Source organism: Nonomuraea sp. NPDC047897, from assembly GCF_043204415.1.
Lineage (GTDB): Bacteria > Actinomycetota > Actinomycetes > Streptosporangiales > Streptosporangiaceae > Nonomuraea.
The window spans coordinates 56,092-71,642 of sequence record NZ_JBIDCC010000002.1 but is presented as its reverse complement, the minus strand read 5'-3'; the positions used below and the strand labels follow the sequence as shown (position 1 = coordinate 71,642).

The 15,551-nt window shown below is 73.9% G+C and carries 15 protein-coding genes; 9 read left to right on the top strand and 6 right to left on the bottom strand.

Annotated features, from left to right (window positions below):
* Positions 1-3 precede the first annotated feature (3 nt).
* Positions 4-2,724 (bottom strand): nitrate- and nitrite sensing domain-containing protein, encoded by a 2,721-nt coding sequence (locus ACGF0J_RS03750; RefSeq protein WP_393141899.1) that lies wholly within the window; start codon positions 2,722-2,724, stop codon positions 4-6.
* Positions 2,725-2,982: 258 nt separating this feature from the next.
* On the opposite strand from ACGF0J_RS03750, the gene ACGF0J_RS03745 reads away from it, so the two are divergent.
* Together ACGF0J_RS03745 and ACGF0J_RS03740 are read left to right on the top strand one after the other, a co-directional pair.
* Entirely contained in the window at positions 2,983-5,103 is a 2,121-nt protein-coding gene (locus ACGF0J_RS03745; protein ID WP_393141898.1) for a TRAP transporter permease, read from the top strand.
* Positions 5,103-6,074, top strand: coding sequence for a TAXI family TRAP transporter solute-binding subunit (locus ACGF0J_RS03740; RefSeq protein ID WP_393141897.1), 972 nt, complete (start codon positions 5,103-5,105; stop codon positions 6,072-6,074). The genes ACGF0J_RS03745 and ACGF0J_RS03740 overlap by 1 nt, the downstream gene beginning before the upstream one ends.
* A 42-nt stretch (positions 6,075-6,116) precedes the next feature.
* On the opposite strand, the gene ACGF0J_RS03735 is transcribed toward ACGF0J_RS03740, so the two are convergent.
* On the bottom strand, positions 6,117-6,488 hold the full coding sequence (locus tag ACGF0J_RS03735) for a YccF domain-containing protein (RefSeq protein ID WP_393141896.1): 372 nt from the start codon (positions 6,486-6,488) through the stop codon (positions 6,117-6,119).
* Positions 6,489-6,520: 32 nt separating this feature from the next.
* Positions 6,521-7,318 (bottom strand): TIGR03084 family metal-binding protein, encoded by a 798-nt coding sequence (locus tag ACGF0J_RS03730; RefSeq protein ID WP_393141895.1) that lies wholly within the window; start codon positions 7,316-7,318, stop codon positions 6,521-6,523.
* A 45-nt stretch (positions 7,319-7,363) separates the two neighbouring features.
* On the opposite strand from ACGF0J_RS03730, the gene ACGF0J_RS03725 reads away from it, so the two are divergent.
* From ACGF0J_RS03725 to ACGF0J_RS03700, 6 genes are all read left to right on the top strand, one after another.
* Positions 7,364-7,489, top strand: coding sequence for a hypothetical protein (locus tag ACGF0J_RS03725; RefSeq protein WP_393141894.1), 126 nt, complete (start codon positions 7,364-7,366; stop codon positions 7,487-7,489).
* A 61-nt stretch (positions 7,490-7,550) separates the two neighbouring features.
* On the top strand, positions 7,551-7,637 hold the full coding sequence (locus tag ACGF0J_RS03720) for a putative leader peptide (RefSeq protein WP_357903709.1): 87 nt from the start codon (positions 7,551-7,553) through the stop codon (positions 7,635-7,637).
* Positions 7,638-7,745: 108 nt separating this feature from the next.
* Positions 7,746-9,419 carry a nitrite/sulfite reductase gene (locus tag ACGF0J_RS03715; protein WP_393141893.1) on the top strand — a complete coding sequence of 558 codons (1,674 nt, stop codon included), beginning with the start codon at positions 7,746-7,748 and terminating at the stop codon, positions 9,417-9,419.
* On the top strand, positions 9,416-9,586 hold the full coding sequence (locus tag ACGF0J_RS03710; RefSeq protein ID WP_393141892.1) for an Insertion element protein: 171 nt from the start codon (positions 9,416-9,418) through the stop codon (positions 9,584-9,586). Before ACGF0J_RS03715 ends, ACGF0J_RS03710 begins: the two co-directional genes overlap by 4 nt.
* On the top strand, positions 9,583-10,311 hold the full coding sequence (locus ACGF0J_RS03705) for a phosphoadenylyl-sulfate reductase (RefSeq protein WP_393141891.1): 729 nt from the start codon (positions 9,583-9,585) through the stop codon (positions 10,309-10,311). The genes ACGF0J_RS03710 and ACGF0J_RS03705 overlap by 4 nt, the downstream gene beginning before the upstream one ends.
* Positions 10,293-11,117 (top strand): sirohydrochlorin chelatase, encoded by an 825-nt coding sequence (locus ACGF0J_RS03700; protein WP_393141890.1) that lies wholly within the window; start codon positions 10,293-10,295, stop codon positions 11,115-11,117. Before ACGF0J_RS03705 ends, ACGF0J_RS03700 begins: the two co-directional genes overlap by 19 nt.
* A gap of 221 nt (positions 11,118-11,338) precedes the next feature.
* Here ACGF0J_RS03700 and ACGF0J_RS03695 read toward each other — a convergent pair whose 3' ends face one another.
* Complete coding sequence (locus ACGF0J_RS03695) at positions 11,339-12,031, bottom strand: DUF1707 domain-containing protein (protein WP_393141889.1); 693 nt, start codon at positions 12,029-12,031, stop codon at positions 11,339-11,341.
* A 109-nt stretch (positions 12,032-12,140) separates the two neighbouring features.
* Between ACGF0J_RS03695 and ACGF0J_RS03690 the strand changes: the two genes are divergently transcribed.
* Positions 12,141-13,490 (top strand): ankyrin repeat domain-containing protein, encoded by a 1,350-nt coding sequence (locus tag ACGF0J_RS03690; RefSeq protein WP_393141888.1) that lies wholly within the window; start codon positions 12,141-12,143, stop codon positions 13,488-13,490.
* A 78-nt stretch (positions 13,491-13,568) separates the two neighbouring features.
* Here the strand turns inward: ACGF0J_RS03690 and ACGF0J_RS03685 are convergent, their stop codons facing one another.
* Both ACGF0J_RS03685 and ACGF0J_RS03680 read right to left on the bottom strand, forming a co-directional pair.
* Complete coding sequence (locus tag ACGF0J_RS03685) at positions 13,569-14,732, bottom strand: ATP-dependent DNA ligase (RefSeq protein WP_393141887.1); 1,164 nt, start codon at positions 14,730-14,732, stop codon at positions 13,569-13,571.
* The gene (locus tag ACGF0J_RS03680; protein ID WP_393141886.1) at positions 14,729-15,454 is read right to left on the bottom strand and encodes a pyrimidine reductase family protein; all 726 of its coding nucleotides are present in this window, start codon (positions 15,452-15,454) and stop codon (positions 14,729-14,731) included. Before ACGF0J_RS03680 ends, ACGF0J_RS03685 begins: the two co-directional genes overlap by 4 nt.
* Positions 15,455-15,551 lie beyond the last annotated feature (97 nt).

The window sequence follows — 15,551 nt, the reverse complement described above, 5'->3', positions numbered from 1 at the left end:
CGGTCACCCCCGGGTCCGGCTGCTGGGGTGGGTCTCATCGTGCCATGGACCGCCGTCGCCGTCTGCGGTCGGGAGCGGGCGGGGGTCCGTCACCGGGCCGGGGTCCGTCACCCGGCCGGGGTCCGTCAGCGGGCCGGGTGCGGGGTCGCCGGCCGTGCCCAGGAGGGCGGCGACCCGCAGGCCGAGCTTGCCGGCCTCGTAGGCGACGTGCCCGTAGTCGGCGTCGCCGAGGGTCAGGACGCCGAGCAGGACGGGGCCTGCGGCGAAGGTGACCAGGGCGCCCTCGTCCATGTCCACGGCGGTCTGCCTGACCTGGCCGGTCGCCAGGGAACGGGCGGTCCCGGCGCTCAGCCCGGCGATGCCGGCCACGGCCGCGGCCAGGTGGACGGAGCGTTCGCGGGGCAGCGCGCCGGAGGAGGCGAGGGCGACCCCGTCGGCGGAGACGGCCACGGCGTGGGCGACGCCGGGCACCTGGTTGGTGAACCGGGTCAGCAGCCAGCCGAGGCGGTCGTTCAGCATCCCGGCCTCGGGGTCCGGGACCGTCCCGGCCGCCCGGCCGCCGAGGCCACCACCGTCCCGGACGCCGGGCGTCCCACCGTCCCAGACGCCGGGGGCGCCGCCGTCCCAGACACCGGGCGTCCCGCCGCCGCCCGGGCCGTGCGAGCCGCCCGGGCCTGGCGAGCCGTGCGGGCCGCCTGGGCCGCTCGAAGTCCCTGTCATCGCCCCCACCCCGGCGTGCCGGGCCGTGGCGACGAGGAGGGCGGGCGGGATCAGCACGGTGGCGATGACGCCGCGGCCCCGGCTGGACAGCCGGACCGTGACCCCGTGCCGGTCGGCCAGCCGGGCGACCACGAGCAGCCCCATGGTGCCGCCCAGCCCGCCCGCCGGGTCGCCGGGCCTGGCCAGGCGGGTGTTGGCCCGCTCAAGCGCCACCGGGTCCATGCCGGCGCCCTGGTCCTGGATGGTCACGGTGCAACCCTCGCCCGAGGTGTAGGCGCGGACCACGACGGGGGTGTCGGGCGGCGAGTGGTGCGTGGCGTTCTCCAGCAGCTCGGCGATCAGGTGCACCAGGTCGCCGACGGCCTCGGCGGTGACCGGCGTCCCGGCCAGCGCGATGGGCTGGATCCGCCGGTACTCCTCGATCTCGGCCAGGGCGCCGCGGACGACGTCGTACAGCGGCACGGCCGTCCCGAACCGGCGGACCGGCTCGCCGCCCGCCAGCACGAGCAGGCTCTCGTCGTTGCGGCGCATGCGCGCCGCCAGGTGGTCGAGCTGGTAGAGCCAGCCGAGCGTGTCCGGGTCGGTCTCGCCGGCCTCCAGCCGGTCGATGAGGTCGAGCTGGCGGGCCACCAGCGTCTGGCCGCGCCGGGCCATCGCCTCGAACACGGCCGCCGACTCCCGGCGCAGCAGGGCCTGCCCGGTGGCCAGGTCGAGGGCGCGGGCATGCACGACGGACAGCGCGCTGCCCACGTCGCCGATCTCATCGGGCCCGTCCTGCTCGCCGAGGGCGTGCCGGGCGAGCTGGTCGGTACGGGCCGCGACGGGGTCTGGGGCGGCGCCGATGGCCTCGATGGCCTCCGGCAGCCGGACGTCGGCCAGGGCCAGCGCCGCGGCGCGCAGCCGCCGCAGCCGGCGCGCGAGGTCGGCGGCGACCAGGGCGGTCACGCCCAGGGTGACCGCGAGCGCGCCCGCCGTCAGCCCGATGGTGGCCACCAGGCCGCGGCGGGCGTCGGCCAGCACCTCGGCGGCGGCGGTGTCGAGCCGTCCGGTCAGGTCCAGCTCCACGTCGTGCAGCCGCTTGATCGTGTGCGAGGCGGCCACGTACCAGGCGTCGGCGTCGACGATCGGCGCCCGGCCGGTGGCGGGGTCCGGCCGGGCCGCGGCGTCCTGCGTGCGGCCCAGGGTGCGTTCCATCGCGGCGCGGGTGGCTCGGGTGGCCTCGACGTCGGGGCCGACGAGCCGGGAGGCGAGCCGGCCGCGCGCCCAGGGGTCGGCCGCGGCCTCGAACGCCCGCAGGTGCGCCGCCTCGGTGGCCGCCAGCCGTACCAGCTCACGCGACTCGGCCGGCCGCAGCAGCCGCCGGGTGAGCGCGCCGCGCAGCAGCTCGCGCTGCTCGGCGAGCGCGTGCTTGGCCCCGGCCAGCTCGGCGACGGCGTGGGCCTGGTTGGCCAGCCGCTGGTCGTCGATCTGGCGGGGCAGCGCGGTGGCGACGGCGAGCAGGGCGGTGACCGCGGCCCCGTAGCGGTCCGTCCCCTCGCCGGCCCCCACCCCGTCCCGCGCTGTCCCGTCCTGTCCTGTCCCGTCCTGTGCGCCCGCCTCCCGCGAGCGGGTGAGCGCCTGCTCGGCGGCGCGCAGCACCGGCGCCAGGCCGGGCGCGGCCTCCTGGGCCGTGCGGCCGGCCGCGGAGAAGGCCCGCCGCGCGGAGTCCGTGCGCTGCCGCGCGGCCGTCACCAGCACCCTGCCGCTGGTCCCGCCGCGCGCCGCCAGCGCCTGCGCCTCCGCCTGCTCCCGTTCGAGCTGGTGGACCAGGCCGGAGGTGGCGGTGGCCAGGGCGGCGAGGTCGCGCGTGCGCTGCCCGCCGTCGGCCACGCCCAGGACCGTGCCGGCCTGCGTCACGGCGAAGGCGAGCAGTCCGAGGACGGGCAGCGCGACGAGGAGCCCCAGCCGCGCCCGTACCGTCCACCACCTCCAGGGACGGGCGGAGATCGGGACCTTGAGCGCCATGCTGCGTACCTCGGTTCAGGGAGTGCATCGCCGCCCGTGCCACGCCTCGCGGACGAGCGGCTTGCGCGCACCTTAGTGGCCTGGGTCACACCGAGGCCATGGGCGGGCGCCAGGATTTGATCCGCGCTTAACACAGCCGGCGCGGCTTCCCTAAGAGTTCATCAAATAGCGGCGTCCGGACCTTCATGCGTGGGCCACGTCACATCTACGTTTCAGGCGACCGGCGGCCGACGTGCCGCGGACGTGAGGAGGTCAGAGGTGACATCCGCCGACCAGAGCGCGGCACCGGCCCGCAGCACGGAGGAGCTCATCGCCGAGTACGACGGCGAGCGGCCCGCCCGGCGGCTGCCCGACCGGCTGGCGATCGTCGTCGGGGCGATCGCCCTCGGCGTGTCCCTCTACGCGCTCTACGCGGTGTTCAACCCGATGCCGGTGCTGCCGTACCGGATGAGTTTCCTGGCGGCGGTGCTGCCGCTGACGTTCCTGGCCTACCGGCCGGGCAGCCTGCCGTCGTGGCTGACCCGGCGGCTCCCCCGGCGGCGCGGCGTCACGGGCGAGCCCGGCGGCGACGGCGGAGGCACGGGCGGAGGCACGGGCGGAGGCACGGGCGAGGGGACGGGCGAGGGGACGGGCGGGGGGACGGGCGGGGCCGGTGGGAGAGTCGCGCGGCCGGACGCGCCGGGTGTCGCCGACTGGGTGCTGGCCGCGCTGTCCCTCGCGGTGTGCGCGTACCCGCTGTTCGGGTTCGACGACTTCATCCGGCGCACCTTCGAGCCCTCGGCGATGGACCTGCTCATGGGGGCCGGCTGCCTGCTGCTGGTGCTGGAGGCCACGCGCCGCACCGTGGGGGCGATCCTGCCGGTGATCTGCCTGGCGTTCCTGGCCTACGCCTACTACGGCGGCTACCTGCCGGTGGACTCCGTCCTCGGGCATCGGGGCTACGGCGTCGAGCGGATCGTCGTCCAGCTCTACATGGGCACCGAGGGCCTGTTCGGGGTGCCCCTGGACGTGGCGGCGACGTACATCGTGCTCTTCACCATCTACGGGGCGGTGCTGGAGTACTCGGGGGCGGGCGCGTTCTTCGTCAACATCTCGTTCGCGGCGTTCCGCCGCTCGGCCGCCGCGCCGGGCCGTACGGTGACGCTGGCCGGGTTCCTGCTCGGCACGGTGTCCGGGTCGGGCACGGCCACGGCCGTGTCGCTGGGCAGCGTGGCCTGGCCGATCCTGCGGCGGGCCGGCTACCCGCGCGAGCACGGCGGCGGCATCCTCGCCGCGGCCGGGATCGGCGCGATCCTGTCGCCGCCCACCCTGGGGGCCGCGGCGTTCATCATCGCCGAGTACCTCAAGACGTCCTACCTGACGGTGCTGCTGTACGCGACCGTGCCGACGTTGCTGTACTACCTCGGGATCATCCTGGCGGTGGAGATCGACGCGCGCCGGTTCGGGACGCGCGGCGTCGAGATGGAGACCGGTTCGGTCTGGCGGCTGCTCGGCCGGTTCGGCTACCACTTCTCCTCGCTGGTCGCGATCGTGGTGCTGATGGCCTTCGGGGTGTCGCCGTTCCGGGCCGTCGTCTACGCGACCCTGCTGGCCTTCCTGCTGTCGTTCCTCGACCGCGAGCACCGGCTCACCCCGCGGCGGGCGGCGCAGGCGCTGTCGGCCGGGACGCTCGGCGTGCTGCCCGTCGCCGCCACCACCGCGGCGGCAGGGGTGATCGTGGCGATGGTGACGCTCACCGGGCTCGGCCTGAAGGCGTCGCGGATCATCGTGGACCTGGCCGGCGGGCACCTCGCGCTGACCGCCCTGGTGGCGGCGCTGGCGGTGCTGCTGCTCGGCCTGGCGGTGCCGGTGACGGCGTCGTTCATCATCGCGGCCGTCATCATCGGCCCGGCCCTGCAGACGCTCGGGGTGCCGCCGGACGCGACGTACATGTTCATCTTCTACTACGCGGTCCTGTCGGAGGTGACGCCGCCGACCGCGCTGGCGGCGGTCGCCGCGGCGGCCATCACGGGCGGCAACGCCTTCCGGACCATGATGATGACCTGGAAGTACACCCTGCCGGCTTTCCTGGTGCCGTTCGCGTTCGTGCTGGCGCCGGCCGGGCGGGCGCTGCTGCTGCAGGCCCCGCTGCTCCAGGTGCTGACGGCGCTGGCCGTCTCGGCGGTCGCCGTGGTGGCGCTGGCCGCCGCCACGGGCGGCTGGATGGTGCGCCGTGCCGGCTGGCCGGAGCGTGTCCTGGCGGCGGGCGCGGCCGTCGCCCTGCTCTTCCTCGAACCGGCGAGCGTCGTGGCCGGCCTGGCCCTGCTCGCCGTGGCGCTGCTCGTCCATCTGGCGCTGCGCCGTCCCGTTCCCGTACAAGGTACGCAGAAAGGAACCTGATGCGATCCGTCATCCGTCTCGGCGCCGCCGCGCTGGCCCTCGTGGCCGGCCTCACGGCGTGCGGCGGCGAGCGCCAGAGCACGTCGGGCGACGCCCTCCACAACAGCGGCCGGCTGTCCATCGCCACCGGCAACACCACCGGCGTCTACTACCAGCTCGGCGGCGGCTACGCCGACCTGCTCACCAAGAACCTGCCGGGCTACCAGGTGACGGCCGAGGCCACCGGCGCCTCGGTGGAGAACATCCAGCGGGTGGTCCGCGGCGACTCCGACATCGCGTTCACGCTGGCCGACGCCGCGAGCGACGCCGCGACCGGCAAGGGCGCCTTCACCAGCCCGCAGCCGATCAGGGCGCTGGCGAGGATCTACACGAACTACACCCACGTGATCGCGCGCTCCGACGCCGGCATCCGCACCGTCGCCGACATGAAGGGCAAGCGCGTCTCCACCGGCTCGCCGAACTCGGGCACCGAGAACATCGCGCTGCGCCTGCTCAAGGCCGCCGGGCTGAACGCCGACTCCGACATCAAGAAGCAGGCTCTGTCGCTGCCGGAGACGGTCCAGGGCGTCAAGGACGGCACGCTGGACGCGCTGTTCTGGTCGGGCGGCCTGCCGACGGGCGGCATCACCGACCTGACGACGAGCCTGAAGGACGACGTCGTGTTCGTGCCGCTCGACGACCTGCTGCCCAAGCTGAACGCCGAGTACGGGCCGGTCTACCAGGCCACCACGCTGAAGAAGGACGTCTACGCCACGGCGGCCGACGTGCCGACCATCGCCGTGCCCAACCTGCTCGTCGTGTCGGAGAAGATGCCGACCGACCTGGCCGGCGACCTCACCAGGGTTCTCTTCGAGAAGCAGGCGGAGCTGGAGAAGGTCCACCCGGAGGCGAAGAACATCAGCCGCGAGGAGGCGGCGAAGACCGAGCCGGTGCCGCTGCACGACGGCGCCAAGAAGTACCTGCAGCCCTGACGCGGCTCAGCGGGCCCGGTGCGGGAGGCGCTCCGGGCCCCGTCAGGCGTCCTCGATGCGGGCGCCGAGCGGCAGCAGCGAGACGGGGATCATCTTGAGGTTGGCGATGCCGAGCGGGATGCCGATGATCGAGACGAACAGCGGGATCGAGGTCAGCACGTGCCCGATCGCCAGCCACACGCCGGCGACGAGGCACCAGATGATGTTGCCGAACAGGGAGAACACGCCGGCGTCCGGGTCGCGGACGACGGTCCTGCCGAACGGCCACAGCGCGTACGCGGCGATGCGGAACGAGGCGATGCCGAACGGGATCGTGACGATCAGGATGCAGCAGATGACCCCGGCCACCGCGTAGCCGAGGGCGAGCCAGACGCCCGCGAAGACCAGCCAGATGACGTTCAGCAGCGTCCGCATGACTCCAGCATGTCACCGGCCGCGCGGGCCGCTCATCGGGTATCCCCCTGAGCTTTCCCCGATCTGGGTGCGCGCCCCTTCCCTGGTGGGCCGGCGAACGCCTGGGCGATCTCCATCCAGGCGCGGGCCGTCCGGCCGGTGATCCGCAGCGCGGTGTCGGCCAGGTGCACGCGCTGTGTGACGAGCAGGCAGAAGTCGAGCATGGGGCCGCGCACGACGTCGGCGGCGCCGGCCGGCCCGGCCGTCCACGGCTCGCCGCCGGGCGCGATCAGCTCCAGCCGCACCGGCTCGGCGGGCACGGGCAGCCCGCGCACGGCGAAGCTGTACGGCAGCGCGCGGTGGCCGATGGTGGCCACGTGGCGCAGCCTGGCCGTGGGCTCCCGGGCGACCCCGAGGGCGTCGGCCACGTCCTGGCCGTGCGCCCACGTCTCCATCAGGCGGGCGGTGACGAACGAGGCGGCCGACATGTCGGGTCCGTACCAGGGGATCCGGTCGCGCGGCCCGAGCCGGGCGAACGCCTCCAGGCTCGCGGCGCGGGCCGTGCGGAACCAGGCCAGCAGGGCGTCGGCGGCGAGGCCCCGCGCCTGGAACGCCAGCTCGTCCACGGAGGTCGGCTCGGCCAGTGCGGCGCGGAACGCGGGCGGGTCGGTGACGGCCGCGCGGGCCGCGTCATCGAACCAGGCCAGATGGCTCACCTGGTCGCGCACCGCCCATCCCTCGGCGGGCGTGGGCAGCTCCCACTGCTCCGGCCGCAGCGGCTCCAGCAGGAGCTCCAGGGACGCGCTCTCCGCGCGCAGGTCGTCGAGCAGCTCGCGCATGAGGTCCACCACGCCGCCACCCTAACCGAACCCCGTTCGACGAGGAATAATGCAGGTGTGATCTGCGACGACTGCAAGGACAGGCGGCACGAGGAGTGCCGTGGCGGCTCCTGGTGCGACTGCCAGCACCAGAGCGCGCCGGAGGTCAGGGAGTCGCCGCTCGACTGGCCGCGGCAAGGATGATCACGTCCAGACTCTGGACCCCTTGTTGGACATCCCGGGCGGCTCGCGTATCTTCATAGTCATGCTGCCAGCGGACCCCATGCTCGTCGGTCGACGCCACGTCGACCTCCAGCGTGTCCGCAGCGCCATCTGTCGCGACGCCCGCTGACCGATCCCGTTTGTCATCCCTGAGCGCGTCGCACACCTTCTGACACCCCCGCACTCGACGTCGAGGCGGGAGGAAGCCTGCGCGCGCCCATGATCCGAAGGACGCGCAATGAGCACTCCTGCCAGCCGGCACCACAAGCGCCCGCGCGGCGAGGGTCAGTGGGCTCTCGGTTACCGCGAGCCGCTCAACAAGAACGAAGAGAACAAGAAGAACGACGACGGGCTCAACGTCCGTCAGCGCATCATCGACATCTACGCCAAGGGCGGCTTCGACTCGATCGACCCCGCCGACCTGCGTGGCCGCATGCGCTGGTACGGCCTCTACACCCAGCGCAAGCCCGGCATCGACGGCGGCAAGACGGCGATCCTCGACCCCGAGGAGCTCGACGACCGCTACTTCATGCTGCGGGTGCGGATCGACGGCGGCCAGCTCGACCTGCGCCAGCTACGCACCATCGCCGACATCTCCAACGAGTACGCCAGGGGCACGGCCGACGTGACCGACCGGCAGAACGTGCAGCTCCACTGGGTGGAGATCGAGTCGGTGCCCGCCATCTGGGAGCGGCTGGAGGCCGTCGGCCTGTCCACCACCGAGGCGTGCGGCGACACCCCGCGCGTGATCCTCGGCTGCCCGCTGGCCGGCATCGACACCGAGGAGGTGCTCGACGCCACCGAGCAGATCCGCGAGGTCTACGACCGCTTCATCGGCGACCCGGCCTACTCCAACCTGCCGCGCAAGTTCAAGGCGGCGGTCAGCGGCTGCCCGGCACACTGCACCGTGCACGAGATCAACGACGTGGCCTTCGTGGGCGTGGAGTCGCCGACCGGCGAGAAGGGCTACGACCTGTGGGTCGGCGGCGGCCTGTCCACCAACCCGATGTTCGCCAAGCGGATCGGCGTGTTCGTCCGGCCCGACCAGGTGGGCGACGTCTTCGGCGGCGTGATCGGCATCTTCCGCGACTACGGCTACCGGCGGCTGCGGCACCGGGCGCGGCTGAAGTTCCTGGTCAACGACTGGGGCGTGGCGAAGTTCCGCGAGGTGCTGGAGACCGAGTACCTCAAGGAGGCGCTGCCCGACGGCCCGGCCCCGGCCGAGCCGCGCAGCTCACGGCGTGACCACGTGGGCGTCTTCCCGCAGCAGGACGGCAACTTCTACGTCGGGTTCGCGCCCCGCGTCGGCCGCCTCGACGGCGACCGGCTGCACCTGATCGCCGACATCGCCGAGCGGCACGGCTCCGACCGGGTCCGCACCACGGTCGAGCAGAAGATGGTCATCCTCGACGTGGCGCCCGACCGGGTCGACTCGCTGGTCGCCGAGCTGGAGGCCAACGACCTTCAGGTCAACCCGTCCACGTTCCGCCGTCAGACGATGGCCTGCACCGGGATCGAATACTGCAAGCTGGCCATCGTCGAGACCAAGAACACCGCCTCCGACCTGATCGACGAGCTGGAGCGGCGGCTGCCCGACTTCAGGGAGCCGCTGACGATCAACGTCAACGGCTGCCCCAACTCCTGCGCCCGCATCCAGGTCGCCGACATCGGCCTGAAGGGCCAGCTCGTGGTCGACGAGAACGGTGAGCAGGTCGAGGGCTTCCAGATCCACCTGGGCGGCTCGCTCGGCGTCAACTCGGGCTTCGGCCGCAAGGTTCGCGGCCTGAAGACGACGGCGGCCGCGCTGCCCGACTACGTGGAGCGGGTCGTGACCCACTACGAGGACCAGAAGAAGGAAGGCGAGTCCTTCGCCGACTGGGTGCAGCGCGCCGACGAGGCGGACCTGCGATGAGCACGCGAGCCGTCCCGTTCCACTGCCCCTACTGCGGCGACGAGGACCTGGAGCCCTACGAGGGCGAGCACGGCGCCACGGGTCACGCCGCGGGCGCCGGCTGGTACTGCCGGGCCTGCGCCCGGGCTTTCAAGCTGAAGTTCCTCGGAATCGGAGTGAAGATATGACGCTGGTCGACATCGAGGTCGGTCTGAGACAGCAGCGCGGCACTCTCGACCTGCAGGACATCGTCGAGTCCGCCGCCGAGTTCCTGGAGGAGGCCCCGGCCCGCGACATCATCCGGTGGGCGGCGGCGACGTTCGGCGACCGGCTGTGCCTGACGTCCTCCATGAGCGACGCGCTGCTGATCGACCTGGTGAGCCGGGTCAAGCCCGGGGTGGACGTGCTGTTCATCGACACGGGCTACCACTTCGCCGAGACGGTCGGCACCCGCGACGCGGTGCAGCAGGTCTACGACGTCAACGTGATCAACGTGGAGCCGTCGCGGACGGTGGCCGAGCAGGAGCGCGACCTCGGGCCGCGCCTGTTCGGCCGCAACCCCGACCTGTGCTGCTACCTGCGCAAGGTGGAGCCGCTCAACCGGGCGCTGGAGCCCTATCTCGCCTGGATCTCCGGCATCCGCCGCGACGAGTCGTCCACCCGGACCGGCACCAGGGTCGTCGAGTGGGACGCCAAGCGGCAGATGGTCAAGGTCAACCCGATCGCCCGGTGGACCCAGGAGGACGTCGACAACTACATGGCCGACAACGGGGTGCTGATCAACCCGTTGCACTACGACAACTACCCGTCGATCGGCTGCGCCCCCTGCACCCGCCAGGTGGCGCCCGGCGAGGACCCGCGCAGCGGCCGCTGGGCGGGGCTGGGGAAGGTCGAATGCGGCATTCACCTGTAGTCCCCGGCATCCGGCCCGCCTCGTTGGCAGACGGGGCGGGCCGCCCGCCCGCCGCCGCGGCACCGGACGACGGCGGCGTGCCGCTGGTGGCCGTGGCGCACGGGTCGCGCGACCCGCGGGCCGCCGCGACCGTGGAGGCGTTGCTGGACGAGGTGCGCCGGGCCCGGCCCGGCCTGCCGGTGCGCACGGCCTACCTCGACCACGCCGCCCCGTCCCTCGGCCAGGCCCTGCACGGGCTGGGCGAGGCCGTGGTCCTGCCGTTGCTGCTCACCGAGGCCTACCACTCCCGGGTGGACCTGCCCGCGGCGCTCAACGAGGCGCGGGCGCGCGACGCGCGGCTGCGTGTCCGCTACGGGTCCACACTGGGGCCGCACCCGCTGATGGTCGCGGCGCTGGAGCGGCGGCTCGCCGAGGCCGGCGTGCCGGCCGGCGACCCGGACACGGCGGTGGTGCTCGTCTCGGCGGGTTCGAGCGACGCCCGCGCCAACGCGGTCGTGGCGGCGCTGGCCGGCACGTGGGCGACCCGTTCGGGCTGGTGGGGCGTGACGGCGGCGTACGCGTCGGCCGCCGCCCCGGCTCCTGAGGAGGCGGTCGCGCTGCTGCGCGCGGCGGGCGCGCCGCGGGTCGCCGTCGCGCCCTACCTGCTGGCGCCCGGCCACTTCTCCGACAAGGTGCGCCGTACGAGCCTGGCGGCGGGCGCCGACGTGGTCGCCGACGTGCTCGGCCCGTCCGCCGAACTGGCCCGGATCCTCCTGGAGCGCTACACGGCCGCCCTGGGCGCCCCCGCCGAGGCCGCCGCCTCGTAGCACCGCGAGAACCACCCGGCGCCCCGCCCTGCGCGCGCCGCCTCGTAGCACCGCGAGAACCACCCGACGCTCCACCCTGCGCGCCCAACCCTGCGCGCCGCCGCCTCATAGCACCGTGAGAACCACCCGGCGACCCGCCCGGCCTCTGGGCCCGGCCCGGAAAGGACGCCGGCCGCGGTCGCCCCTGCGGGGCCGTCCGGGCGTGTCCGGCGAGACAGCGGTCAGGTGTCGCGGCCGGGGAGAGAGGTGGGGGGCGTGCCCGGGAGTGGCCGGTGCGGGGTGGACGGAATGCCGTGCAGGCGGTTCCAGTGCTCGCGCCAGGCCGCCAGCCCTCGGCGCAGCGGCTCGGCGCGGGAGTCGCCGAGCACCTTGACGTCGCCCATCACCGCGTACGCGCGCACCCGGACGACCGGCACCTTCTGCCCGCGCGGCGCCTCCTGCACGTCCACGCGCTTGCTGCCCATGACGGCGACGCCCTCAAGGTCCACGTGGACGCCGTCCGGCACGATGATCTTGACGTCGCCCATCACCGACACGGCCGTGATCTCGACCATGTCCGTGCGCACCTCGGCCTCGCGCAGGTCGAGCACCACATCGCCCATCACGGCCACCGCGCCGAGCTCCTCGTCGACGCGCCAGGTGCCGCGCCTCTTGGTGTCGCCCATGACGCCGACGAACCATCGCCGCTTGCGTCCCTCGGCCGGCCGGACCGGGGCGGGGGCGAGGCCGGAGTCGGCGGGCAGGTCATCGGTGATCACGGCGAGCTCGGCGCGCGTGGTCGCGGTGTAGGCGGCCTCGGTGCGGTCGGCCAGTTCGGCCAGCGTGAGCCTGCCGTCCACGGAGGCCACACGGAGTCGCTCGACGACGGCCTCACGTTCGGCGTCGGACGCGCGAACGTCCCCAGGGTCAGTCATAAACGCAACATATCGCGTTTGGTGCCGCATCGGCTCCTCCGAGGGGAGGAAACCTCCCGGACGCCGGTGTAGTCCGAAGGACCGGCGTGGCTCGGCTAGGGTCCGATGCATGCATGAGGACAAGCTCTACCGGGCCGCGTTGAACGGCGACCAGGACGACGTCAGCGAGCTGCTCGCGGCGGGCGCCGACCCCGACCAGGTCGCCGCGGGCGAGGAGGAGGGGCTGCCGCTGTGCGCGGCGGCCGCGTGGGACCGCCTGGAGGTGATCCGGACACTGCTCGCCGCCGGCGCCGACGTGAACGGCCGGGAGGCCGGCGGCTGGACCGCGCTGCTGTGGGCCGCGGCCAACGGCCACGCCGACGCCGCCCGGTTGCTCGTCGAGGCGGGGGCGGAGGTGGACACCGCCAACGACGACGGCGACACGCCGTTGACGCTGGCCGCCCGGCGTGGCGCGCTGGGCGTGGTGCGGGTCCTGCTGGACAGCGGGGCCGACGCCGGCAAGTACGACGGCGACGGCGACACCCCGCTCGACATCGCCGTCGACTGGGTGGGCGTGCACCTGGAGAGCGCCCTGCTCGACCAGATCGGCCAGGAAGGCTGGGAGTACGTCGTGGGCCGCCAGTTCGCCAAGGACGGCACCGAGCTGGTGACGGTGGCGGGCCGCTCCGCCGACGGCGCCGAGACCGAGCAGGTGCAGGCGCAGCGCGGCCACGCCGCCGTCGCGACGCTGCTGGAGGAGGCCACCGGCACCCGCCCGCCGGCGGAGCAGTTGGTGGCGCGGGCCCTCGCGCACCGCGACATCGACGAGGACGCCGAGACGTGGTGGATCGTGGCCGACGCGCTGGGCAAGCGGGCCGACGACGAGACCTACGAGGCGCTGGCCGGGTTGTGCGTGAGCGAGGACGCCCGGGAGCGGGAGTTCGGGGTGGACGCGATCGCCCAGTTCGGGATGAGGGAGGGCGACAAGCCCTACCTGGAGCGGACCCTGCCGCTGCTGCAGCGGATGGCCACCACCGAGGGCAACCCGCAGGTGCTCCGCTCGGTGCTGGCGGCGCTCGGCCACCAGGGTGACACGCGGGCGCTGCCGCAGGTGCTCGACATCATCGGCCGCCCCGGGCACCAGCGCACGATGACCGACGCGATCGCGCTGGCCGACGTGCTCCCCGCGGACCACGCCGAGGGGTTGGACCTGCTCGTCTCGATGACGGAGGACGCCGACGACGAGGTGCGCGACTGGGCCACGTCGGGCCTGGCCTCCCTGGACGCCGACACCCCGCGGATCCGCGAGGCGCTGGCCGCCCGCCTGGACGACACCGACCTGCGCACGGTCGCCGAGGCCACCCGCGGTCTGGCCGAGCGCGGCGACGACCGGGCCAGGCGGGGGGCCGAGCGGGTGCTCAAGGAGAGCGACGACGACTACGCCCGCGACCTGGTGACGGAGGCACTGACCAAGCTCTGAGCCGGTCGGCTCCGGCCCGGTCCGATCGTCGGGCCGGACCGGTGCCGGGCTGCAACGCGTCTGGACCGCCCGAGGTGGTCAGCGGGCGAGGATGTCGTCGAGGTCGTAGGAGACGGGCCGTTCGAGCTGCTCGTACGTGCACGACTGCGGGGTGCGGTCGGGCCGCCACCGGCGCCACTGCGCCGTGTGGCGGAACCGGTCGCCCTCCATCTGGTCGTAGGCCACCTCGATCACCAGCTCGGGCCGCAGCGGGATGAACGACAGGTTCTTCTTGGCGTTCCACCGCGACACCGCGCCGGGCACCCGCTGCCCGCCGCTCGCCGGGCCGGGCGCGGGCTGCCCGGCGGTGGCGGCGGCCTGCTCGGCCCAGTGGCCCCACGGGTGCTCGCCCAGCTCGGCGACGTAGGGCCGCAGCTCCTCGACCAGCTCGGCGCGGCGCGCCATCGGGAACGACGCGGCCACGCCCACGTGGTGCAGCCGGCCGTCGCGGCCGTAGAGGCCGAGCAGCAGGGAGCCCACGATGGGGCCGGTCTTGTGCTCGCGGTAGCCGGCGATCACCACGTCGGCGGTGCGCTCGTGCTTGACCTTGAACATGGCGCGCTTGTCGGGCACGTACGGCTGGTCGCCGGGCTTGACGATGATCCCGTCGAGCCCGGCGCCCTCGAACGTCTCGAACCACTCGGCGGCCTGCCCGTCGTCGCGGGTGACCGGGGTCAGCCGGATGGAGCGGCCGGCGGCGCCGAAGACACCCTCCAGCCGGCGGCGCCGCTCGGCGAACGGCGTCTCCATGAGGGACTCCTCGCCGAGCGCCAGCAGGTCGAAGGCGACGAACGACGCCGGGGTCCGCTCCGCGAGCATCCGCACCCGGGAGGCGGCCGGGTGGATGCGCTGCTGGAGCGCCTCGAAGTCGAGCTGCGACCCGCGCGGCAGGACGATCTCGCCGTCGATCACCACCCGGTCGGGCAGCTCGGCGCGGACCGCCTCGACCAGCTCGGGGAAGTAGCGGGTGAACGGCCGCTCGTTGCGGCTGCCCAGGTAGACCTCGTCGCCGTCGCGGAAGACGATGCAGCGGAAGCCGTCCCACTTCGGCTCGTAGATCAGGGTGCCGTCCTGCCGGGGCATCGCCTTGACCGGCTTGGCAAGCATGGGCGGCACGGGCGGGCGCACCGGCAGGTTGGGCACCGGCTCCGGCTCGCCCTCGCCGGGCGGCGGCGTGGGCGTGGGTGTGGTGGCGTCGGTCATGCGTCAGCAGCTCCCCTCACGTAGCGGCAGAAGAGGACGCCGTCCTCCTCCAGCACGTGGCCGAGGCTCAGCCCCTCCTGTGCCGGCTCGCCGTCGAGCACGCGCGCCGCTCCGCCGCCGACCAGCATCGGGCTGATCGTCAGGCACAGCTCGTCCAGCAGCCCGGCGGCGGCGAGCTGGGCGTTGGTCCGCGGCCCGCCCTCGCACAGCACCCGGGTCAGCCCGCGGGCGTGCAGCTCGCGGACGGCCGCCGTCAGGTCCACCTCGGTGTCGCCGGCCACGACCACGTCGGCCAGCCGGGCGGCGGCCTCGCGACGCTCGCGGGGGGCGGCCGCGCAGGTGAGGACGATCGTCCGGGACAGCGCCCCGTGGAACAGCGGGCCGTCGAGGTCGAGGTCGAGGCTGCGGGTGACCACCGCGATGGGCGGCACCGGGGGTCGGCCCACGCGCAGCGCTCGCCAGGACTCGCGCGGCTCGACCGCGCCGTAGCCCTCGGCCCGCACGGTGGCGGCCCCGGCGAGGATCACGTCGGCCATCCCGCGCAGGACCCCGAAGATCCGCCGGTCGCCCTTGCTGGACAGGCCCCCCGACCTGCCCTCGACCCAGGTGGCGCCGTCGGCGCTGGCGACCATGTTGACGCGCAGCCACGGTCGCCCCTCGGGGTAGGCATAGGCCCGCGGAATATCTGGATCATCCTCTATGTCCGGGTAGATGCGACGCACTCCTCTACCTTGGCATACGCCTCCGACAACCCCGCAGCATGCCCACCTTGGCGGGATTTGCCGTATCTGCTGGCATACGGGGAGTGATCGGCATAAC

What these genes read in the sequence shown, in the direction of transcription:
- ACGF0J_RS03695 (WP_393141889.1), bottom strand. Translation starts at nt 12,031, where the DNA reads ATGACTGACCCTGGGGACGTTCGCGCGTCCGACGCCGAACGTGAGGCC.
- ACGF0J_RS03705 (WP_393141891.1), top strand. Translation starts at nt 9,583, where the DNA reads ATGACGCTGGTCGACATCGAGGTCGGTCTGAGACAGCAGCGCGGCACT.
- ACGF0J_RS03710 (WP_393141892.1), top strand. Translation starts at nt 9,416, where the DNA reads ATGAGCACGCGAGCCGTCCCGTTCCACTGCCCCTACTGCGGCGACGAG.
- ACGF0J_RS03740 (WP_393141897.1), top strand. Translation starts at nt 5,103, where the DNA reads ATGCGATCCGTCATCCGTCTCGGCGCCGCCGCGCTGGCCCTCGTGGCC.
- ACGF0J_RS03700 (WP_393141890.1), top strand. Translation starts at nt 10,293, where the DNA reads ATGCGGCATTCACCTGTAGTCCCCGGCATCCGGCCCGCCTCGTTGGCA.
- ACGF0J_RS03685 (WP_393141887.1), bottom strand. Translation starts at nt 14,732, where the DNA reads ATGACCGACGCCACCACACCCACGCCCACGCCGCCGCCCGGCGAGGGC.
- ACGF0J_RS03715 (WP_393141893.1), top strand. Translation starts at nt 7,746, where the DNA reads ATGAGCACTCCTGCCAGCCGGCACCACAAGCGCCCGCGCGGCGAGGGT.
- ACGF0J_RS03690 (WP_393141888.1), top strand. Translation starts at nt 12,141, where the DNA reads ATGCATGAGGACAAGCTCTACCGGGCCGCGTTGAACGGCGACCAGGAC.
- ACGF0J_RS03720 (WP_357903709.1), top strand. Translation starts at nt 7,551, where the DNA reads ATGCTGCCAGCGGACCCCATGCTCGTCGGTCGACGCCACGTCGACCTC.
- ACGF0J_RS03735 (WP_393141896.1), bottom strand. Translation starts at nt 6,488, where the DNA reads ATGCGGACGCTGCTGAACGTCATCTGGCTGGTCTTCGCGGGCGTCTGG.
- ACGF0J_RS03750 (WP_393141899.1), bottom strand. Translation starts at nt 2,724, where the DNA reads ATGGCGCTCAAGGTCCCGATCTCCGCCCGTCCCTGGAGGTGGTGGACG.